The sequence below is a fragment of the Leptospira kirschneri serovar Cynopteri str. 3522 CT genome (assembly GCF_000243695.2).
Taxonomy (GTDB): domain Bacteria; phylum Spirochaetota; class Leptospiria; order Leptospirales; family Leptospiraceae; genus Leptospira; species Leptospira kirschneri.
This window is the reverse complement of sequence record NZ_AHMN02000004.1, coordinates 496,470-517,194: the sequence shown is the minus strand read 5'-3', so window position 1 is coordinate 517,194 and position 20,725 is coordinate 496,470. Positions and strand designations below refer to the sequence as shown.

Sequence of the window (20,725 nt, the reverse complement as noted above, 5' to 3'; positions counted from 1 at the left end):
AAAACTCAATCATAAAAAAGCAACTCATTCTAGCTCAAATATTCAGCAAATGATCATAAATAAAGCATAATTTGTAATGTTGTTTCTATTTTATAAGCACAAAATTTATTTATTCGCTTTAAATTATCTCTTTTTTTAAGCTAAATTCTAAATTTTAAGCTCTGGCATACATTTTGCATAGTGTGAGCATAGGAGATTTAGGAGAATGATGAGAATAAAAACAATAAACCTCGTTGCTTCTGTTTTTTGTCTGTTGGTTTCTTTCCAATTGCTTTCTCAAACTGGAAAGAAACCGGCGACAGATACGGTTGCTCCCGCACCCCCTTCCCAAACGATCGAACTGGAAGAAAAAAAATGGTATGATCAAGTTGAATTTTCGGGATTTGCAGACGTGTATTACATGTATAATCTCAATCCGAAACAAGGCAACGATGTTGATTCAACCAGAGCTTTCGAAACCAGCAACAAGAACTTTGCAGTAAACGCAGTAGCTCTTACCATACAAAAAGCGGCTGAAAAAAGTTCTCCTTGGGGTTTTCGAATCGACATTCAAAACGGCCAAAACAACGCCTTTCAAGAAGCACCTTATTCTCAAAGCAACAGTATCTATAATTATAATATGCTAAAACAAGCATACGTAAGTTTGTATTTCCCAGTTTTAAAGGGAATGACTTTGGATGTAGGTAAGATGGCGACTCATATCGGTTACGAGGTGCTCGAATCCATGAGCAATCCTAATTATTCCATCGGGGCAATTTTCCAAAACACGATCCCATTTATTCATACGGGTGCTCGTTTGACCACTCAGTTCACAGATAAATGGGCTGGAACTTTTTACGTATATAATAGTGGAGCTGGTACTGGTTACAATTCCCCTGCAACCGCAACAACTGCTCCTTTCAACGTAATTACGGATCCAGCTTACAGCGGTAATGCGGCCGGAAAAAGTTATTTTGTGGAAGGTCAGACAGAAAGAAAGGCAATTGGAACACAGATCAAAGGCCAGCTAATCGAAGATAAACTTTCTATAACCTGGAATACTCTCTATTCCAGCGACGGAGCCTACGCTCGAGTCGATCCTTCTAAAGCGGCTACAGCTACGGAGTTATCAAACGCTTGGGGAGATCCAAACATAGCAAACTACAACGTTACTAATCCCGCCAGGGCAAAATACAACAAAGACTATTGGTTTATGAATCACGCAATTCTTTCCATAACTCCAACCGATAAAATCACGATCGACCTAGATTATACTTGGAGTGAAAAATCAGGAGCCCTTGCTAATAACAGTTTAGATCAAAGACGATATAACGTAAATGCAAATGGTGCGGAAGTTTTTAACAAAGACACTCTTTTCTGGGGATTGAATAATAAACGAGATTTGAAAACTACTTACAAAGCCTACGGTATTTTTGCTAAATTCAAAATCAACGAAAGTTGGGGAGTAAACGTCCGTGCAGAATACATAGACGATAAACATAATAACGGCGCTTTGACCACTTTCAATCCGTTTATGGGACCCAATGCCTACTTGAGTGAATTTAAAAAACTCACGGATGCGGCAATTGCAGACGCAGTTGTTGCAAGTTTAGCGGCAGACCCAAACTTTGGTCCATTAGGAATTACTAAAGAACAAGTTCTTGAAATGATGAGTGACGATTATAAAAATTACGGTGGAACCAGAAACGCGGGTCAATACAAAACCTTTACGGTTACACCCGTTTGGAACTTTACCGAAAACTTATTAATCAAACTCGATCTTCGTAGAGACTGGGCAACTGGAAAACAATTCGTAGATCAAAAAGGTGATAAAACGGATCATCAATACGGTATGACCTTAGGTATCGTAGCAAAATTCTAAAACAAAAGCTACTTTGGGTTAAAACAAAGCGTCTTTGAAAAGAGGACGCTTTGTTTATTTTATAGAGAAATAAAAGATTTTCGTAAATTTTGTTCGGCTTTTTTAAAACATGGATCCGATGAAAAGTTTAAATGAATTCGATGTAATAAATCCGTTTTATAAAAGTTCGTTATTACAAAAAAATAAATATACAAACTGATCACACATTTTTTTAAAAATTCTGAAATCTAATTTCATTCTAAAACTTTTACCGGAATTTTAACCTGAGTTCGGTATAAAAAAATGAATAAAATTTTTCTAAAAATATGAACTTCTAACAATTTTAGAATTCTTTCGTAAAATCGTGATTTTATAATAGTTCCCACATCATTTTACAGACAAGCCTAAGTTTTGTAATAGTTCCCACACTTGAATACGACAGATTCAACTATTATAAAATTCTATTTTTTTAACTGTGGTAATTCCTACATTTAAGGAATCGATCTATAAAGTTTAGATTCCAGCTTTTTTCAGAATTGTGAGTTCCTTACGCCAAACTCACGTTATTTTAAAAAAATCATTTCTAATTTTTATACAAACACGTAGACCTTTAAGATTTCTTTTTCTTCTTTGTCTTTTTATCAGAAGTTTTCTTTTCTTTTTGTAAATTAGAAGAAATTTTAGTTTCCGTTGATATATCTAATTCCTCACTTTCATATTCTTCTAATGGATATTGATCCAGATAAGAATACGACTCCAAGTTTTGTCTTTTAGGAACGTAATCTCTTTCTCCTACTAAGATCAGATATAAAGAAGGAAGTACAGTGAGAACCAACAATAAAGCTGAAAAAAGACCTCCTACAATTACAGTGGCGAGTGGTCTTTGTACATCAGAGCCAACACCCGATGCAAGCGTAGCTGGAATCAATCCTAAAAGAGCCAAAAGTATAGTCATAAGCATCGGCCTAAGTTGAATCACAGCCGCCTTTTTCACTGCTTCTCTTACACTGATTTCGTCGTCTTCGTGTAGTAAGTGATTGGTTCTAGATACAAAAAGAACTCCTGCCATGGTAGCGATTCCAAAAAGTGAAATAAAACCTACCCCACCGGATACGTTAAAATAATATCCTCTCATCAAAAGGGCGTAGATTCCGCCAACAAGAGACAGAGGAATACAAGCAAGAGCTACATAAACATATTTTAGATTTCTATAAAGTAGATATAAAACTCCGAATATGATTCCTACAGTAAGAGGGATTACAATGGCAAGCCTCGTTCCCACTCTTGCAAGATTTTCATACTGACCTCCATAACGAATTTCATATCCCTCCGGCAGTTTTATTTTTTTCTGAACTCTTTGTCTTAATTCCGCTACAAAACCACCTTGATCTCTGCCTCGTATGTTAGTTCGAACAGTCACCGTTCTTCTTCCTTCCTGACGAAAGATCATCGTTGGTCCGTCTTCTAAACTAATCTTTGCAAGTTCAGAAAGCGGAATTCTTTCTCCTTTTGGAGAAATGATCGGTATATTCTCAATCGCTCTTTTAGAACTTCTATAGTCCTTAGAAAAACGTACTACGATCCCAAAACGTGCTGGAGTTTTAGGAGGAACATCGGAAGGACCCTCGTAAAGAGTATCGATCCTTTGCATTCCTATCGCGGCTTCCACCATTTGCTGAATATCATTCACATTAATTCCGTAACGTGCGGCTGCCTCTCGATCAATTCGAACGGTCAATTGAGGACTATCCGCTTCTTGTTCGATCCCAAATTCACTCGCTCCTTTCATATCCTTAACAATTTCTAAAATTTCTAAAGCAATTTGTCTCATAACCTTCAGATCGTTTCCAGATACGAACACAGCCAAATCCGCAATCGTTCCCATAATCGCTTCAGAAAGGTTATCCATGATCGGTTGAGAAAAACTTACCCTCGCTCCTGGTAATCCAGCTTCCAGATCATTTCTCATCCGAATGAGTAACTCTTGTTTGGTGATTTTTTCCTTCCAATCGTTGTAATCTTTCAAACTTACTAAAACTTCTAAACGATTCGGTGGCAACGGATCGGTTCCGTCGTCGTTTCTTCCCAACTGAGAAAGAACCACATTCACTTGTTCATTTCTATAAATCATTTCTCTAATTTTTGGAATAAACTTTCTAGATTCCGGCAGAGAAATTCCAACTGGAAAGAAAATTCTAAGATTGAATCCACCCTCATCCATCTCAGGTAAAAACTCGGTTCCGAGAGATAATCCTCCTGCTACCAACAAAGTTCCAACAATCGAAAAACAAATCACCACGACTCGCTTGGACCTTTCTACAAGATACTCGATTAGTCTTTCGTATTTCCTTTCTATCCAATCGTAAAATGGATTATGCCATTCGATCGGCCCCGGATTCTGAGATTCGAAATAATTGCGATAGATATATGACATCAATACAGGAATCGCGGTCATAGAAAAAATTAACGCTCCTAAAATCGCAAAAGAAATCGTAAACGCCATAGGTTTAAAAAGTCTTCCTTCGATTCTTTCAAAAGAAAAGATAGGGAGGTAAGCTAGTATGATGATTAAAATGGAAAATATGATTTCTGTTCCAACTTCTGACGCGGCATCCACCGTAAAACGAACAATTCCTTTTTTTTTTATCCGTAGGAGAAGCGTCCCGATAACGTCGCATAACGTTTTCAACCATCACTACGGCTCCGTCTACGATGATCCCAAAATCAATAGCACCTAACGATAGTAAGCTGGCGGGAATACCTGTGATATTCATCAATAAAAAAGCAAACAACATCGCAAACGGAATGGTAGCCACCACAACCATAGATGCCTTGATACTTCCGATAAAAAAAATCAGAACTAAACTGACTACTACCACACCTTCTACTAAAGTTTTACCAATCGTCCTTAAGGTATAATTCACTAGATCCGTTCTATCATAGGTATTTCTAATCTGGACTCCATCGGGAAGATAGTTTTCGTTGATCTCTTTTACTTTGGCGCGAATTCTATCTCCCATAATGTTTGGATCACCCCAGCGGCGAATCGCTACAAGTCCTTGTACGGAAGAATCTACATCGATAAGTCCTTCCTGATCGTTTTGAATCGTATAACCTAAAACTCCACTCGGGATCGGATGTGAAATTTCAACACTTCCTAAATCTCGTATAAAAACGGGAACTCCGTTTTCCGTTTTTACTACTATCTTTTCTATATGTTCCGGAGTACGAATCGCTCCTAAAGATCGAATCGGAAATCCTTGTTCTCCTTGTAATAATAGATTTCCTCCGGTATTCAGATTATTTTTTCGAATCGCGTTGATCACATCTTCTATCGTAAGTTTATAACGAATCAAACGATCTGGAGTTGTAACCACATGAAATTGTTTTGGTAAACCTCCAAACGTAACCACGTCCGCGATTCCAGGAATCGAAAGCATCTTAGGCATGATGTTCCAATCTTGAATCGTCCTAAGCTCCATCGGAGTATGATTGGCTTTCGACTCCACCACGTATCTATAAATTTCACCGACAGGAGAACTCATAGGACCAAGAGCCGGTTCCACTTCTGCGGGAATATCCGCGTCCCTTACCCTTTCGAGAAGCCTAGTCCTTGCAAAGTAATCGTCGGTCCCGTCTTCAAACACAAATTGAAAAACTACAAGACCGTTGATTGTTCTAGACCTTCTAACTGCAACTTTAGGAATTGCGTTCAAAACCCTTTCAATCGGAATTGTAACCCTTTCTTCTACTTCCACCGCAGCCTTACCGGGAAATTTAGCGATCAAACGGACCTGTGTATCTGCAATATCAGAATATGCCTCTTTTCTAATATCAATCCAAGCCCAAATTCCGAAAATAACTGCGCCGACGAAAGCGACCAAAGTAGCGACACGAAAACGCATCACCCCTTCGAGTAAATTTCTGATCATGAGTTCAATTCCTTGTCTAGGAATAATTTGCGGTTTTTTATCTTAAAGACGAAAAATTGAATTCCAGTCCAGTTCATAAATGAGAGATTTTCTATAAAATTCGTAAATTTTAATACGCTAAACGATACAATTTCCTAAAGTCTTTGTTTAAAACCCAACGAACAAAACTTAAAAATGTATTTGTCAATACATTTATTACTCAGAATTACATATTAGAATACCGAAAATCTTTGTTACAAAAACCAATTTGAGCCCAAAATACGGTGCACTTTATTTTATATGTGAGCTCATCTATGATTCATTTTTTCTTCAAAAAATTGGGATCTAAACTTTACGGATAAATTCCAAAATTGTAGGAACTCATACTTTTAGAAAATTCTTTCTCATTTTCTAACACTAAATTCACGTTTATTAACATTTCATCCAAAGAAATGTCTAAAAATTTTAGGGTGAACTCTGTTATCTAAAATTGTTTGTGGAAAATGCGTGGATTTAAAAGAAGTGCAAGCATTTTTTATAACAAAATGCAATTTGAAAAAGAAATCGAAACTTTTCTGAAAATAGTATCTAAACTGAAAACCAAAAGAAAGGATCCACCGTGATAAACTCAACTCACAGGTGAATCCTAAAAAACTAGATATCCTTTTTAGTTTTATTTGATTTTAATTTCTTTCCAGTTTTCTTAGTTGGAATTTGATTCAAAGATTCTTCTTCATAACTGATAGTAGAATATTCAGATTCGGAATAAATAGAAGTATAATCGCCGCTTAAACTTTTAGAAGCAGAACCTTTACCTTTCATATTTTCTTTACTTCCCATCACTAGAATATAAAGACTAGGCATTACGGTTAATACTAAAAAAAGCGCAGAAGCAAGTCCACCCACCATGACGGTCGCGAGAGGTCTTTGTACATCGGAACCAACTCCAGACGCCATCGTAGCAGGAATTAGTCCCAATAGCGCCAGCAACATAGTCATCAATCTAGGTCTAAGTTGGCTGACCGCAGAAAGAATAGAAGCTTCTCTTACAGACATCATAATATCATCGTGACGAAGATGATTTGCTTTGGATACAAACAAAATCCCTGCCATCGTCGCAATTCCAAACAAAGAAATAAATCCTACTCCCGCGGAAACGTTAAAATAATATCCTCTTCCAAGAAGCGCGTAAATTCCTCCTAAAAGAGAAAGAGGAATACAGGAAAGAGCAACAATCACAGATTTCAAATCACGGTAGAGCATAAATAAAAGTCCGAAAATGATTCCGATCGTTACTGGAATCACGATAGCTAACTGCTTACCAACCCGAGCCAAGTTTTCATACTGACCTCCATAACGAACCTCGAATCCTTCTGGGATCTTGACTTCTTTTTTGACCCTTTCCTGTAATTCAGATACAAACCCTCCTTGATCCCTTCCTCTTACATTCAATCGAACCGTAATGGTTCTTTTACCGTCCTGTCTAAAAATCATCGTAGGAGAATCCTCCTGAGTGATCTCAGCCAACTCGGAAAGAGGAATCCTTTCTCCCTTAGGAGAAATGATAGGAATGTTTGCAATCTCTCTTGCAGACTGACGATAGTCCTTTGCAAAACGAACAGCAATGCCAAATAACGCTCTTTCTTTTGGAGGTGTATCCATAGGACCTTCGTACAAATAGCTGATCGGTTCCATACCAACCGCGGCCTCGATCACATTCTGAATATCGCTGATATTGATCCCATAACGAGCTGCAACGGCTCTTTTCAAACGAATCACAAGTTGTGGAGCAGGTCCTTCTTGTTCGATCCCGTATTCACTCGCTCCTTTCATTTTAGAAACTATATCTAGAATTTGTTGAGAGATATGACGCATCTCTTTTAAATCCTGACCAGAAACGAAAACCGCAAGATCGGCAATGGTTCCCATAATTGCTTCGGAAAGGTTATCCATAATAGGCTGGGAAAAACTCACCTTTACACCGGGTAATCCTTCCTCTAAATCGTTTCTCATTCGAATGAGAAGGTGTTCTTTAGTAATCTTCTCGTTCCAATTTTTATAATCTTTTAAACCAACATAAATTTCCAATCGGTTTGGAGGAAGTGGATCGGTTCCATCATCATTCCTTCCATATTGGGAAAGAATCATATTGACCTGTTCGTTTTTATAAATCATCCCACGAATCTTAGGAATAAACTTCTTGGCTTCGGGAAGAGAAATCCCCACAGGAAAATAAAGACGAAGAGTAAATCCACCCTCATCCAAAGAAGGAAGAAACTCAGTTCCAAGAGACATGCCTCCTACGATCAAAAGCCCGGTAACTCCTGTAAATGCGATCATCACTACTTTTTTAGAACGATCTACTAGATAGTGTACAATTTTTTCGTATGTTCTTTCCACCCATTCGTAAACGGGATTATGCCATTCAATCGGTCCAGGATTTTTAGATTCAAAATACCTTCTATAAAAGAAAGACATGAGAACCGGAACCACAGTCATCGTAAACAATAAGGCACCAAAAATTGCAAACGACAAAGTAAAAGCCATAGGCTTAAAAAGCCTGCCTTCAATTCTTTCAAAAGAAAAAATAGGAAGATATGCCAAGATGATAATCAGAATCGCGAATAAAACTTCGGTTCCTACCTCGGTTGCACAGTCGTAAGTAAAACGAATAATTCCTTTTTGTTTTTCCGCCGGTGTAGCATTCTTATAACGGCGCATGATGTTTTCCACCATCACTACGGCGCTATCTACTACGATCCCGAAGTCAACTGCTCCCAAAGAAAGAAGACTTGCGGAGATCCCAGAGGAATTCATCATCGTAAACGAAAAAAGAAGTGCAAACGGAATCGTGGCGACTACTACAATAGAAGCTTTCAAACTTCCGATAAAAAAGATCACTACCAAACTCACGACCGCAATCCCTTCGAGCAAAGTAGTTCCCACGGTTCTAAGAGTATATTTTACTAAATCTCCACGGTCGTATGTGTTTCTAATTCTTGTGCCTTCCGGCATATAACGATCGTTAATTTCTTTAACCTTGGCGCGAACCCTTTCTCCAAACGCGTTCGGTTCTACCCATCTTCTCATGGCGACTAATCCCTGTACGGCGGAGTCTACATCGATCAGACCTTCTTGTTCGTTTTGAACCGTATAACCTAAAACACCGCTCGGAATCGGATGAGAAATTTCCACAGAACCAATGTCTCTCACATAGACTGGAACCCCGTTCACAGTTTTGACTACAATATCCTCTATGTCTTCCGGAGTTCTAATCGCACCCAAGGAACGGATCGGAAGAGATTGTTCCCCTTGTAAAAGAAAATTTCCACCTGTGTTAAGGTTATTACTTTTGATCGCTTCGATCACGTCGGCAACCGTTACGCTATAACGAATCAGTTTTTCAGGAGAAGTTACCACGTGAAATTGTTTAGGCAAACCACCAAATGTAACCACGTCCGCAATTCCAGAAACCTGAAGTAGTTTTGGAATTACGATCCAATCTTGAATAGTTCTAAGCTCCATAGGAGTATGAGTCCCAGTAGTAGATTCAACTACGTATCGATAAACTTCACCTACAGGAGAACTCATAGGAGCAAGAGTCGGGGTCACTTCTTCCGGAATGACAGCGTCTCTAACTTTTTCCATCAAACGCATACGAGCGAAATAATCATCCGTTCCTTCTTCAAAAACGAATTGGAAAACCACAAGACCGTTGATGGTTCTAGACCTTCTTACGATTAGGTTCGGAGTAGAATGAAGAACCCGTTCGATCGGCATTGTTACCCTTTCTTCCACCTCGAGAGTGGCTTTACCAGGAAACTTTGCAACCAGACGAACCTGTGTGTCCGCAATATCAGAATATGCTTCTTTGCGAATGTCAAGCCAGGACCAAACCCCAACCGCCAATAATAGAACTGCAGCGGCTAACGTAAAAAATCTATATCGTAAAGCCGATTCAATCAGTAAGTTTAAAAATTTCATGAATATTATCTCGTATCAAACAAATAGCCAACTTGAATAAGCAATTGAGGATTTTTATAATCCCCTTTACCGATTCCTCCGCCGAGCTGAAGAAAAAAATTACCGAGCAAAAAATCGTAGGTCAAACCCACATATTGTTGATTTAAATGTACTTTCTGCCTATCTCTGCTTTCGTACTCTAAATACATCGCCAAATCAGTAGATTGTTCCGTTACATAAGAACGAATGATCAAATCCTCATAAGTAGGATCTCTATGTTGATAGCCGGGAAACGAAGAGCCACTAGGATACGAATTTTGTCCCCCTCTACCAATTTCGGGTTGAAAAGGGTCTACTTCAAAAGCCCCAAACACAATCGAAACACTGTGAGCAATCACTGGGGTTTTCCAAAAACTATACCCAATATCTACCTGCCCTCCCCACCAATGAGTGTTCCACTTTCCACCAGAAACTCGGAAAACCACGTCTTTGTAGTAATAACCAAGATTTAGATTGATACTACCGGGAGAACCGATGCTTGCGCCATAAACTAAAAAGTTGGTAGATTTAGGAAGGGTTTTACCCTTGAGAACGTCTTCTGTGTGTTCTTCTTTACCAATTTTAGTCTTTTTATCTGGATCTTCCACCCATTCGGGAGAAGGATCGGACTTAGGATCGGAGCCGTATTTTTGATTCTGAGCCCAAATAGATACATTCAAAAAGCATAATATTATAAATAGGACCAATTTTTGCATATTAAAAACCAAAACTGAGTCCTTTTAAAAGAATAGAACCTTGAACGACTACTCGATCGCCCTTGGTCAAACCTTCGATAACGTTAACTCGATCTGTAGTAGAAATCCCTAAAGTAACCTCACGTCTTACAAACTCATGTGGAGACTCTTCCACAAAAACGTAATTTTGTCCTTCTACGGTAACAATCGCATTAAAGGGAACTACAACTGTGTCGTTCGCCGTATCTTCCGGAAACTTAACATTGGCAAACATACCTGGTTTGAGTTTGTATCCGGCATTAGAGATCACAATACGAACCTTAACGGTTCTTGTCATAGGGTCTACGTTGTCACCAAGAGCTTCTGCGGTTCCGGACCATTCTTCGTTTGGAAAAGAGGAAAAACGCACCTTCACTCTTTTTCCTTTTTTGAGTTTAGAAAGTTGAGATTCAGGAACGTCGCTAATGATCCAAGCGCTCTGAGCTCCGGATTTACCGAGTAGAGCCGGATTTAAACCGACCGCGCGCAACTTCCCTTCGAACTCGGCCAGTTCTGCCTGATCATTGTTTCTTTGAGTTTCGGCTTCGATTAAATCCTTTTCAGTCGCCACTCTATGTTTGAACATATCCGTAATCCGTTCGAAGTTTTTAATCGAACGAACCAAACTATTTCGAGAGTGAACATAACCTACGTAAAGATCGTTGAGTTCGGCAGATTCAAAAAGAATAATCCTTTCTCCTCCGCTTACGGAAGGAGAAGTAGAAGCGATCAGACGTGCTGGAGCGTCTACGTTGATAAACTCTCCATCTTTTCCGATTTCTTTTGTTTGTATAATCTCAAGACCAGGACTATTTTCTTTAAATTCGATTTTTTCCCCGTTTTCTGAAATGATCGGTTTGCTCGGAGGAAGTTTTGTTTTCTTATCGGCTCGATTGGAAAGTCCCAAAATCGCCAAAGAAACGATTGCTATGACTACCGCCGCTCCGGTAACTAAAAGTGTTCTACTTGTAAAATGTATCTTCATATCGGTTTCCTCACTGATTCTCCGTGCTCTCGGCTGGCTTGAGTTTCGGAATCAGTACTCCCTGCCCAACGGAAAAATTAACTCCTTCAATAGCATCCATTCGATCGGTCTGAAGTTTCAACATTTCGACTATACTGGAACGATACGTTTCGAAAAAATCGGCAAATTCCAAAATTGTAATATAACGTTTTTCGTAACTTAGTATCATATCCTTGGAGAGATCCGTATATTCTTTTGTATAAGTGTTTTTGAATTTTTTATAAAGTTCGTCTTTCACTCGGGCGGTTTCAATGGAAACGGCTACTTCATTTTCAACTTCTAAAAGAGTGTTTTTAAGTTCTTGTTTTCTGGAGAGTACTGCCTTTTCAGAAGCTTTAATATTTCCCTGGTTTCTATCGAAAATAGGAACGTTTAACTGAGCCGTAATCCCCCAATAGTTTTGAAACGCGGTTCCTCCCCGATTGTACATGGGTCCGAACGCAAGATCCGGAATGGCGTTAGCGTGTTGCAATTCTAGATTGGCCTCTTCATATCGAAGAGCTTGAACCGCTTTTTTTAGATCAGGTCTTTTATTTCTTGCTACTTCTAAAAGTTCTTCCCTTTTTAATTTTGCGGGTTCCAATAAATCTAAATTTTCTTCTACGATTTCCGGAATGATTTTAGTTTCCGGACTTTTAAGAGAATCGTCGTTTAACAATACTCGAAGGTCTGCTTCTCTTTCTAAAATTCGAATATTCAAATCTTCTCTTTCTTTTTTTAAAAAGAAGTAAAGAGCTTTTAAACGAAGCACTTCCGCCTGAAGAATCGCCCTTCTTTTATAACCCATTTCCGCCGAAGTTACGGTTCTACCCAAGGCTTCTAAACTTTGATCGTAAAAGGAAATTGCCTGTCTATAGTAATAGATCGCATAAAACAACTTCCTTAATTTTGTAACAAGTCCTCTAGCCAGATCATAAAATTCCTGTTCGCTCATTCTAGCGTTCAATTCGGCCACACGTACCCGTTTACCGATTTTTCCGCCTAACAAAAAAAGTTGCTGAATTTGTACGACCGTTTGACCGGATCTCGAAAAATCAAAATAACGTTGTGTAGGTTCGGCGTATATACTCTGGTCGATAAAAATATTCGGATTCGCGTAAAGTCCCGCTTGTTCAATTCCTGCCTTGCGTGCGTCTATATTAAAACGAGACGCGAGTAAAAGTAGGTTATTCCGCCAGAGTTTTTCCTCTGCGGTTTTTAAATCCAAAACCCTTTCTTTTTCAAAGGTAGGTTTTTCTTCCAAGTTCAGTGAAGTTTTAGATTCTTCGTTTTCTTTCGGAAAAATAGCAGAATCCAAAACTTCCGTTTTCGATTCCTCCGCAAAAACGCAAATCGTAAAAACAAGGAAAAAAAGTAGAATGAAAATCTTTTTCATAGGTTTTCCAGAAATGATGGTTTGCTGATTCAGTGTACAGTTCTCCACGTTTGTATTTGATTTTCCTTATACTTAGCGTACAAACCGAGTTCGTAGCAAAAGTTTATCGTAAAGATTTTGGGAACCCGATAGGGCTTCCGTAAAAAAATCAAACCGTTGGAGGTGGTAAATTCAAAAGGAGAGAAGATAATAAATAGCTAAAATAGGTTTTAGGTGCGTTGAACTTTCCGGAAAAGTAATGAACTTCCACTTTTGAAAGTTCGAAAGAACCGGAGAATACGAGATCTAAAAAATCGTAACGTCCTCTCGTATAAATTGCAAGATCCCTGGTTTCGATACCGGATTGAATTTCAGAACGCGTCTTATGTTGCGATTGATTGTGAATCTTTTTCGCAAGAGTGGAATGAACTTCCCTACCTCGAACGTCTAAAAAAGCAAGATCAAAGGTTCCATCTTCTTCACAGGGTAATACAATTACCGCTGTAAGAACAAGAATCAGAAATCGATGGATCCAACGGACCTTCATTCCTCCACGATTCTAAGGCTAAATCTGACTTACAAACGTTTTTCGATTTTTGATGCTTAAAAATACGGCACCAATCTATTCTTTTAAGGTCTAACTCCATTTAAGGAGCCACGTGTTCTACTCGTACTACGGTTCCATTTCGCATCAAAACTCTGATTTCTAAATCAGGTTTTACGCCAAGTTTATGTCGACTGATCGGTCTGGTATAAATATAAGCTTCTATTCCGTTGGTTCGGAACTGAACTTGGTCCGGATTTCCTAAAAACTCTTTTACAAAAATTCGATTTTGTCCCTGTAAACTGTCTTTGATTTCGGATCTAAGTCTGAGATTTTTTTCAATTTCCGGATCTAAAGTCGGAGTTTGATTCTTTTCGGTTTCTGTTTGAGTTTCTGTTTTATCAGAACCTAAAAGTTGTTTGAGAACTAGTTTTTCACATTTTTCGGAATCCTGAAATGTTTCCATACAATCCGAATAGATTTGTTTTGCGCTTCCTTTTTGAGGTTCTGTTGTTACGCAATAAAATAGAACGCAGGACAAAATCGAAATGAAAACAAAAAACTTCAGCGTTTTCTTCTCCGACTTGTTTTTCTTTCGGTTCCTCCACCGGAACTGGTAGTAACCGTTACACTGGAACCGTTGGGTTGAGAACGATTCAAATTGCCGCCTGAAAATTCTTGAAATCCTCCCGTAATTTCTTGCCCTACTTTTTTATATTCCTTTTTTTCTTCCGGTAGTTTAGAATTTTCTGATACTTCTACTCGAAAGATGAAGTTTACAATTTCGTTTTTCAAATTTTCGATCGCAGTGTCGAACATTCTAAAACCTTGAAGTTTATATTCTACAAGAGGATTTCTTTCGCTATAACCTACGGTCCAAATTCCTTCTCTTAAATGATCCATGGAATAAAGATGTTCTTTCCAGCGATGATCTAAAATATCCAGGAAGATATTTCTCTCGAGTAACTTCCAGATGTCCTTTCCGATCTTTTCTGCTTTGGACTCGTATTTCAGTTTTGCAGTAGAGCTTACTTTTTCGAAAAGAGATAATTGTGGATTTTTAGATTTTTTAAATTCTACTTCGTCAATCTGTAAGTTCAAATCCAAACCATCGGACCATTCTTTCAAAGATTCTAAATTCCATGCAGATGGATTATTTCCTTCACAGTAAGTTACGATTTGATTTTCCACTGTCTCTTCGATAAAACCGGAAATTAAATCGGAAATATCTTCGTTTTCAAGCACCTCGTTTCTCATCTTGTAAATTACGATCCGTTGGCGGTTCATCACATCGTCGTATTCAAGAAGATGTTTACGAATATCAAAGTTATGACCTTCTACTCGCTTTTGCGCCCTTGCAATTGCGTTACTCACCATTTTACTTTCTATCTCTTGGCCTTCCGGCATATTGGCCCATTTCATAAGACCGGAAATTCGATCTGAACCGAAAATTCTCATGAGATCGTCTTGAAGAGACAAATAGAATCGACTCGAACCAGGATCACCCTGACGACCGGAACGACCTCTTAGCTGGTTATCAATCCGTCTCGCCTCGTGTCTTTCCGTTCCTAAAATATGAAGCCCTCCTGCAGCCAAAACCTCTTCGTGATTTTTCTTCCAGATTTTTACAGAACTTAAAATTTCAGACGCACGTTTCTGTTTGGCTCCGGAATCCATTTTCTGCATTAAAGATTCTGCATATTCAAGATTTTGTCTTAAAATGGATTCCTTAAATTGTTTTACAATTTCGTCTTCATCCTTCCAAGTTTCTAGATTCTCTTTATAAAGTTGAGCTCCTCCTAAAACGATGTCGGTTCCTCTTCCCGCCATATTAGTAGCAATCGTTACGGCGCCAGGTTTTCCGGCATTTGCAACGATCTCCGCCTCTTTTTGATGAAACTTAGCGTTTAATACGTTATGCTGGATTCCAGCCGAAGCTAACATTTTAGAAAGAACTTCCGACTTTTCAATGGAAATGGTTCCAACAAGAACCGGCTGTTTTTTAGATTGTAGTTCTCGAATTTCAGTCAAAATTGCTTGGAACTTTTCATTTTCAGTACGATACACACGATCTGGAGAATCCTTTCTTTGAACAGATACGTTAGGCGGAATTACGATCACGTCTAGGTTATAGATTTTTTTAAATTCCTCCGCTTCGGTATCCGCGGTCCCGGTCATTCCGGCGAGTTTATCGTACATTCTAAAATAATTTTGGAATGTGATGGAAGCGAGAGTTTGAGATTCCTTTGCGATCGTAACGTTTTCTTTGGCCTCGATCGCTTGATGAAGTCCGTCGGAATATCTCCTTCCTTCCATAGGACGACCGGTAAATTCGTCAATAATTACTACTTGCCCCTGTTGAACTACGTAGTCCTTATCCACTCTAAAAATTTTATGAGCCTTCAAAGCTTGGTGAACGTGATGAACTAAATCCACATTCTCAGGAGCGTACAAATTTTCGATCGAAAGTATTTCTTCAACATGAGAAACACCTTTTTCAGTCAAAAGAACGTTACGCGCCTTTTCATCCACTTCAAAGTCATCACCTTCGAAGAGTTTAGGAATGATCTTATTAACACGAACGTATTTATCAGTCGCTTCGTCAGAAGGACCAGAAATGATCAAAGGGGTTCTTGCTTCGTCGATTAAAATCGAATCTACCTCGTCTACGATCGCAAAAAAATGAGATCTCTGAACCTTATGATCCTTATGAGAAACCATATTGTCCCTTAAATAATCAAAACCGAATTCGTTGTTGGTTCCATAGGTGATGTCCGCGGCGTAAGCGAACTTCCTTTGTTCATAATCCATATCGTGTTGAATTACACCGACTGAAATCCCTAGAAAATCATAAATTGGTTTCATCCAATTCGCATCCCTTTTGGCAAGGTAGTCGTTTACCGTAACGACGTGTACACCATTCCCCGCAAGAGAATTGAGATAAACTGCAAGAGTAGAGGTAAGAGTTTTTCCTTCTCCGGTTTTCATTTCGGAGATGTTTCCACCATGCAGAGCGATTCCACCCATCATCTGCACGTCAAAATGTCTCATTCCCATAGTACGAAGAGAAACTTCTCTTACTGTGGCAAATGCCTCTGGAAGAATTGAATCCAAGGATTCTCCTTGTACAATTCTTTCTTTAAACTTTTTCGTTTGGGAAGAAAGAGCAGAATCGTCCATTCCTTTCATACTTTCTTCTAAAGAATTAATTTGTCTAACGATCGGGATGAGTTTTTTTAAATCTCTCTCAAATTTACTTCCGAAAACCACCCGGAGAATGTTTTGAATCATATTCACTTTTCCGTATATTCTATTATTTGAATTATTGCTCTTAAGACAACCGCGTCGATTCCAAAAAATATTTTAACTCTTAGGATAATAAGATTTCTTCTTTTTTAAATTTTATCATCTGCTTTTAGAAGTCATGGCTTGAGGACTCAAAAGAGCGCGATGATTTGTCTCAAAACCAGTAGAATGATCCAATATTTTTTCGAAAATACTACGCCCCACTTTCTCCATCTGAGACCTCAAAAGTTCCGTTTCCGGTCCGGGAATCCAACCCGCAGAACGAATAAAATCAGAATGCACCTTCTGCCAGACAGAAAGCATAGAAGCGGTAATTTCTAAGTGGCATTGAATTCCAAAAATTCGATCTTCGAAAGAAAACATCTGATTGGGATACTTTCCACTTTTCAAAAGATTTTTTGCTCCCTTAGGAATTGAAAAAACATCCTCGTGAAGATGAAACGCCGGAAATGAAGAAATTCCATCAAATATAAAATGAGGCTCTTGAACCTGCACGTCGTAAAACCCGACTTCGGGTCCATTTTCTCCTCGTTTGACTTCGCCACCCAATGCTTTGGAAATAATTTGTGAACCAAGACAAATTCCGATTACTTTACGATTCGGCATAGAGCTCGCATAACGCACTAAATTCAACCAAGGTTCGAAAAAACCGGTAAGAGACTGATCCGTGACGGACTGTGGTCCACCTAAAAGTACAATTAGATCAAAAATGAGATGAGCGTCCGGAAGTGGTTTTACTCGTAAATCGTATGCGTTGTGATAGGTGATTTTATAACTTCTTTTTTTTAAAGAATCGAGTAGAATTCCCGGGCCTTCACAATCCTTAAATCGAACGATCAAACTCCTCATGAAGATCCAGCCATCCTTCTAAAAAATAGTATCTTCTGGTCTATGCTCAGTCTTTCTGGATTTCCCTCTTCACTAATGGGTCCAATAAAATTATAATATAGTACAAAAGGTTTTGTTTTAAAAAGAAGAGTTTCGGGGGTTCCCGTAATGATAGAATTGGTTCGACTGACTCGAAACGGTTTTTTCATTAAAAGTGTCGGAACTTGAATTTTATATTTCTGAATTTCATCCTTTACCAATGGAATCACTTTGGTCAACATCTCATCTTCCGACATCACCTCCGGGTCATCAAAAAATAAAGATGGGTCAACCGCCATATAAAATTGGACCTTGGGATCCTTTTGCATTTCGTGATAGAGATAATTGAGAGCCGGTATTTCTTTAATGCAGGGAACACAATTAGGACCGTATACGTTTAGTATTAATCGAGACGCTTTCACTTCAGAAAGTCGAACGAGTTGTCCATCTAGGGTAATTCCTTGAAATTCCTGAACACCTAAATTGGGTTGTTCCGACAGCGCGCAATAAAATCCAGACAAACTGAAAATAAAATATAGAAAAAATCGATGGATCACGTTACGAATGCAAGAATTGGATTCCAAATTCATGGATAATACCAGAAGAAAGCCTAATAGAGGGAAATTCAAGGAATAAAAATCAAAGGCCATCGCGACTTAAAATAACAACGACCATTTTCTATTTTGAAAGAAACAAAAAGATTAGGATCAAAATTCTAAATCTAAAATTGTAAGAGTTCCTACAATTTCAAAGTTTCACTCTAAATCTAAAATTGTAAGAGTTCCTACAATTTCAAAGTTTCACTCTAAATCTAAAATTGTAAGAGTTCCTACAATTTCAAAGTTTCACTCTAAATCTAAAATTGTAAGAGTTCCTACAATTTCAAAGTTTCACTCTAAATCTAAAATTGTAAGAGTTCCTACAATTTCAAAGTTTCACTCTAAATCTAAAATTTGTAAGAGTTCCTACAATTTTAGATTTTGGATACTTATTTCATTTTTCTGGAGGAAGAACGATAAAACTTAGATTGATTTTCGTTTTTTCTTCCCCTTCGAAAAGAGAAGAATTAAATCTAAATTCCACTTCTGCTGGAAAGATAGAATTTGTATAAGGAAAGGAAGAAAGACGATTTTCTTTTTTTAATTTTTCTTTAATTATAGAACCTAGATACTGAAACGAACCAACCCAATCCTCTCCCATTTCAAAACCTTCCATCCTTTCTACAGTTCCGGAAAAACTCATCGTGGCGTAATAGGAATCTTTGATCATTTTAGATTCGGAAGGGGTTAACTTACGATTGAATCGAATTAGAAAACCTGGAGTTTCTCTCGCATGAAAGTAAAGATAATTAGAAAACTTTTCCCAAGTATCCGGTTTTTTGTGATTTGGAATTTCTATTTTATAATGATGATTTTTTTCCACAGGTTCAAGACATTCTCCAACCCGATTGAAATGATCACAAAGAACCACCGAAACGATTTCCAGCCGCGAAGGAGCACAACACCCAAAAAATAAAAAATAAACTAAAAGGAAAAATAGAATATTAAGATTTACTAATATTTTGAACATAAGATTCTCTCAAACTCGTAAAAAAATAAACTGCTTCCGGAGTTTTGAAAAACGGAGGGGCAGTCTCTTTAAAAACCATCTTTTGTTTTTGATAGTTATAAACCGTTTCCGCATAAACTCCGTTAAAAAGATAAATTCTATGAAAATCGTCTTGGATACTTGAGATCACAACAGAATGATTACAAAGGTATCCTGGAAAAATTCGAACCCCTCTGTCCTTTTCCACGACAGAATTCTGAATCGAAAGACATTCTTTTTGAATGGAGGGAAGTTCTTCTCTGTGAATTCTTCTTTTGAAAGAAAGAATTTTAGTATTTCTTCCTGGAAACGAATTCCAAAAATCTGTGTCCGGTTCCTTCCAAGTAGGCATAGGATTACTTTCATACAAGGTTGCGGAGAATTTTTTTTCCGACCTAGTTTTGATGGAATAAAATATTTCCGCTTCTTCAAAAGTGACCACAATAAAAAACGCCGCACCGGGAGGACGATTGAGTTTTTCCTTTGTGATAGGATTCTTTTTAGAGGAATTCATCGGATAAAAAATTAACTTCCAGGGTTTACTTTCAAATCGAAATAATCCAGAATTATTTTATTTAACCATCTTCCGTCTGGAATTTCCGGCGTCGGGTCCGTCAGAAATCCGACGTGACCTCCTTTAGGACTGAGGATCGTTCGTATATGAGGAAGTTTGTTCCATTCTATTTTTTCCCAATCAAAAGGAGGAGCCACAGGATCGTCTTCCGAATGAATTACAATTCCAGAATGACGAATATCCGGGATATAACGAACGCAAGAACAATCCAGATAATATTCTTTCGCGTCTTTATAACCGAAAAAAGGTGCCGTTACACGATCATCAAATTCATAAAACGTTTTGGTTTGGAACGCGTTTTTTTCTAACTCAGGAGGAAGTTGAATAATTTTATTTTTGATTTTTTTACGAAAACCAGACACAAATCGATCCCTGTAAAACTTTCCTTCTCTCGAATCGATAAACTCACAACCTTTAAATAAATCTAAAGGAGGGTTGGTAGAGGAAAACGCTTCCACCTTGTGATTTCTTCTTTCACCTAAATATTTTAAAACCAAACTTGCAGAAAGAGAGAACCCGGAAAGAAAAATTCTATGAGAAAGTTTTTTCCATACAAAATCAATCACATCCTGAACGTCATTCGTCTGACCAATGTTATACGTTCCTTTAGAAAATCCCTGACCTCTACCACAGTTTCTAAGATTCATTCGAATACATCCGTATCCTCGAAGTAGAGCATTCTGTGCCAAACTGACTAGATAAGAACTATCAGAGGTTCCTTCCATTCCGTGAATCATTACAATATAAATTCCGTTCCAAGACGGACCAGAAGAATACTGAGATATAGGAGGATTGTGTTCCAACCAGAGCGAATCTCCAGAACCGTCCCCTAATTGTAGAAGAATATCTTCGAAATAATATTCGCTCCTAAGACGATTTTTAGGAGGAAAAAAAGTATTATAGACGGTCTGAAGGTGTTTGCCTTGAACGAATCTTTTCGGTTTAAAGGCTTCTGAACTCATTACAATATGCGTTTTATAGA

The 20,725-nt window shown here is 38.1% G+C and carries 13 protein-coding genes and 1 pseudogene; 1 reads left to right on the top strand and 13 read right to left on the bottom strand.

The window, feature by feature from the left end:
• The first annotated feature begins 208 nt into the window (after positions 1 to 208).
• Positions 209 to 1,861 (top strand): outer membrane beta-barrel protein, encoded by a 1,653-nt coding sequence (locus LEP1GSC049_RS221895; RefSeq protein ID WP_004763203.1) that lies wholly within the window; start codon positions 209 to 211, stop codon positions 1,859 to 1,861.
• Between the two features lie 589 nt (positions 1,862 to 2,450).
• Here LEP1GSC049_RS221895 and LEP1GSC049_RS2000000227315 read toward each other — a convergent pair.
• The 13 genes and pseudogenes from LEP1GSC049_RS2000000227315 to LEP1GSC049_RS221955 all read right to left on the bottom strand — a co-directional run bounded on the left by LEP1GSC049_RS2000000227315 (position 2,451) and on the right by LEP1GSC049_RS221955 (position 20,705).
• Positions 2,451 to 5,772 (bottom strand): annotated as a pseudogene (locus tag LEP1GSC049_RS2000000227315) (efflux RND transporter permease subunit).
• A gap of 633 nt (positions 5,773 to 6,405) precedes the next feature.
• On the bottom strand, positions 6,406 to 9,735 hold the full coding sequence (locus LEP1GSC049_RS221900) for an efflux RND transporter permease subunit (protein ID WP_004758795.1): 3,330 nt from the start codon (positions 9,733 to 9,735) through the stop codon (positions 6,406 to 6,408).
• Positions 9,736 to 9,740: 5 nt separating this feature from the next.
• The gene (locus LEP1GSC049_RS221905) at positions 9,741 to 10,469 is read right to left on the bottom strand and encodes a hypothetical protein (protein ID WP_004755988.1); all 729 of its coding nucleotides are present in this window, start codon (positions 10,467 to 10,469) and stop codon (positions 9,741 to 9,743) included.
• A 1-nt stretch (position 10,470) separates the two neighbouring features.
• Positions 10,471 to 11,472 carry an efflux RND transporter periplasmic adaptor subunit gene (locus LEP1GSC049_RS221910; protein WP_004758643.1) on the bottom strand — a complete coding sequence of 334 codons (1,002 nt, stop codon included), beginning with the start codon at positions 11,470 to 11,472 and terminating at the stop codon, positions 10,471 to 10,473.
• A gap of 10 nt (positions 11,473 to 11,482) precedes the next feature.
• Positions 11,483 to 12,886, bottom strand: coding sequence for a TolC family protein (locus tag LEP1GSC049_RS221915; protein WP_004756042.1), 1,404 nt, complete (start codon positions 12,884 to 12,886; stop codon positions 11,483 to 11,485).
• 148 nt (positions 12,887 to 13,034) lie between these two features.
• A complete protein-coding gene (locus LEP1GSC049_RS221920; protein ID WP_002079225.1) occupies positions 13,035 to 13,412 on the bottom strand; it encodes a hypothetical protein in 378 nt (125 codons plus the stop codon).
• A gap of 100 nt (positions 13,413 to 13,512) precedes the next feature.
• On the bottom strand, positions 13,513 to 13,950 hold the full coding sequence (locus tag LEP1GSC049_RS221925; RefSeq protein ID WP_016560516.1) for a hypothetical protein: 438 nt from the start codon (positions 13,948 to 13,950) through the stop codon (positions 13,513 to 13,515).
• Between the two features lie 23 nt (positions 13,951 to 13,973).
• A complete protein-coding gene (gene secA / locus LEP1GSC049_RS221930; protein WP_004763167.1) occupies positions 13,974 to 16,700 on the bottom strand; it encodes a preprotein translocase subunit SecA in 2,727 nt (908 codons plus the stop codon).
• A 114-nt stretch (positions 16,701 to 16,814) separates the two neighbouring features.
• Positions 16,815 to 17,564: a type 1 glutamine amidotransferase gene (locus LEP1GSC049_RS221935; protein ID WP_004756051.1), complete on the bottom strand. Its 750-nt coding sequence runs from the start codon at positions 17,562 to 17,564 to the stop codon at positions 16,815 to 16,817.
• Positions 17,561 to 18,172, bottom strand: coding sequence for a TlpA family protein disulfide reductase (locus LEP1GSC049_RS221940; protein ID WP_004758733.1), 612 nt, complete (start codon positions 18,170 to 18,172; stop codon positions 17,561 to 17,563). The genes LEP1GSC049_RS221935 and LEP1GSC049_RS221940 overlap by 4 nt, the downstream gene beginning before the upstream one ends.
• A gap of 403 nt (positions 18,173 to 18,575) precedes the next feature.
• Positions 18,576 to 19,151 carry a complement regulator-acquiring protein LcpA gene (gene lcpA, locus LEP1GSC049_RS221945; RefSeq protein ID WP_004763190.1) on the bottom strand — a complete coding sequence of 192 codons (576 nt, stop codon included), beginning with the start codon at positions 19,149 to 19,151 and terminating at the stop codon, positions 18,576 to 18,578.
• Entirely contained in the window at positions 19,126 to 19,683 is a 558-nt protein-coding gene (locus tag LEP1GSC049_RS221950; RefSeq protein ID WP_004756064.1) for a DUF4416 family protein, read from the bottom strand. The genes lcpA and LEP1GSC049_RS221950 overlap by 26 nt, the downstream gene beginning before the upstream one ends.
• An 11-nt stretch (positions 19,684 to 19,694) precedes the next feature.
• The gene (locus LEP1GSC049_RS221955) at positions 19,695 to 20,705 is read right to left on the bottom strand and encodes a YheT family hydrolase (protein ID WP_004756069.1); all 1,011 of its coding nucleotides are present in this window, start codon (positions 20,703 to 20,705) and stop codon (positions 19,695 to 19,697) included.
• Positions 20,706 to 20,725: the final 20 nt, after the last annotated feature.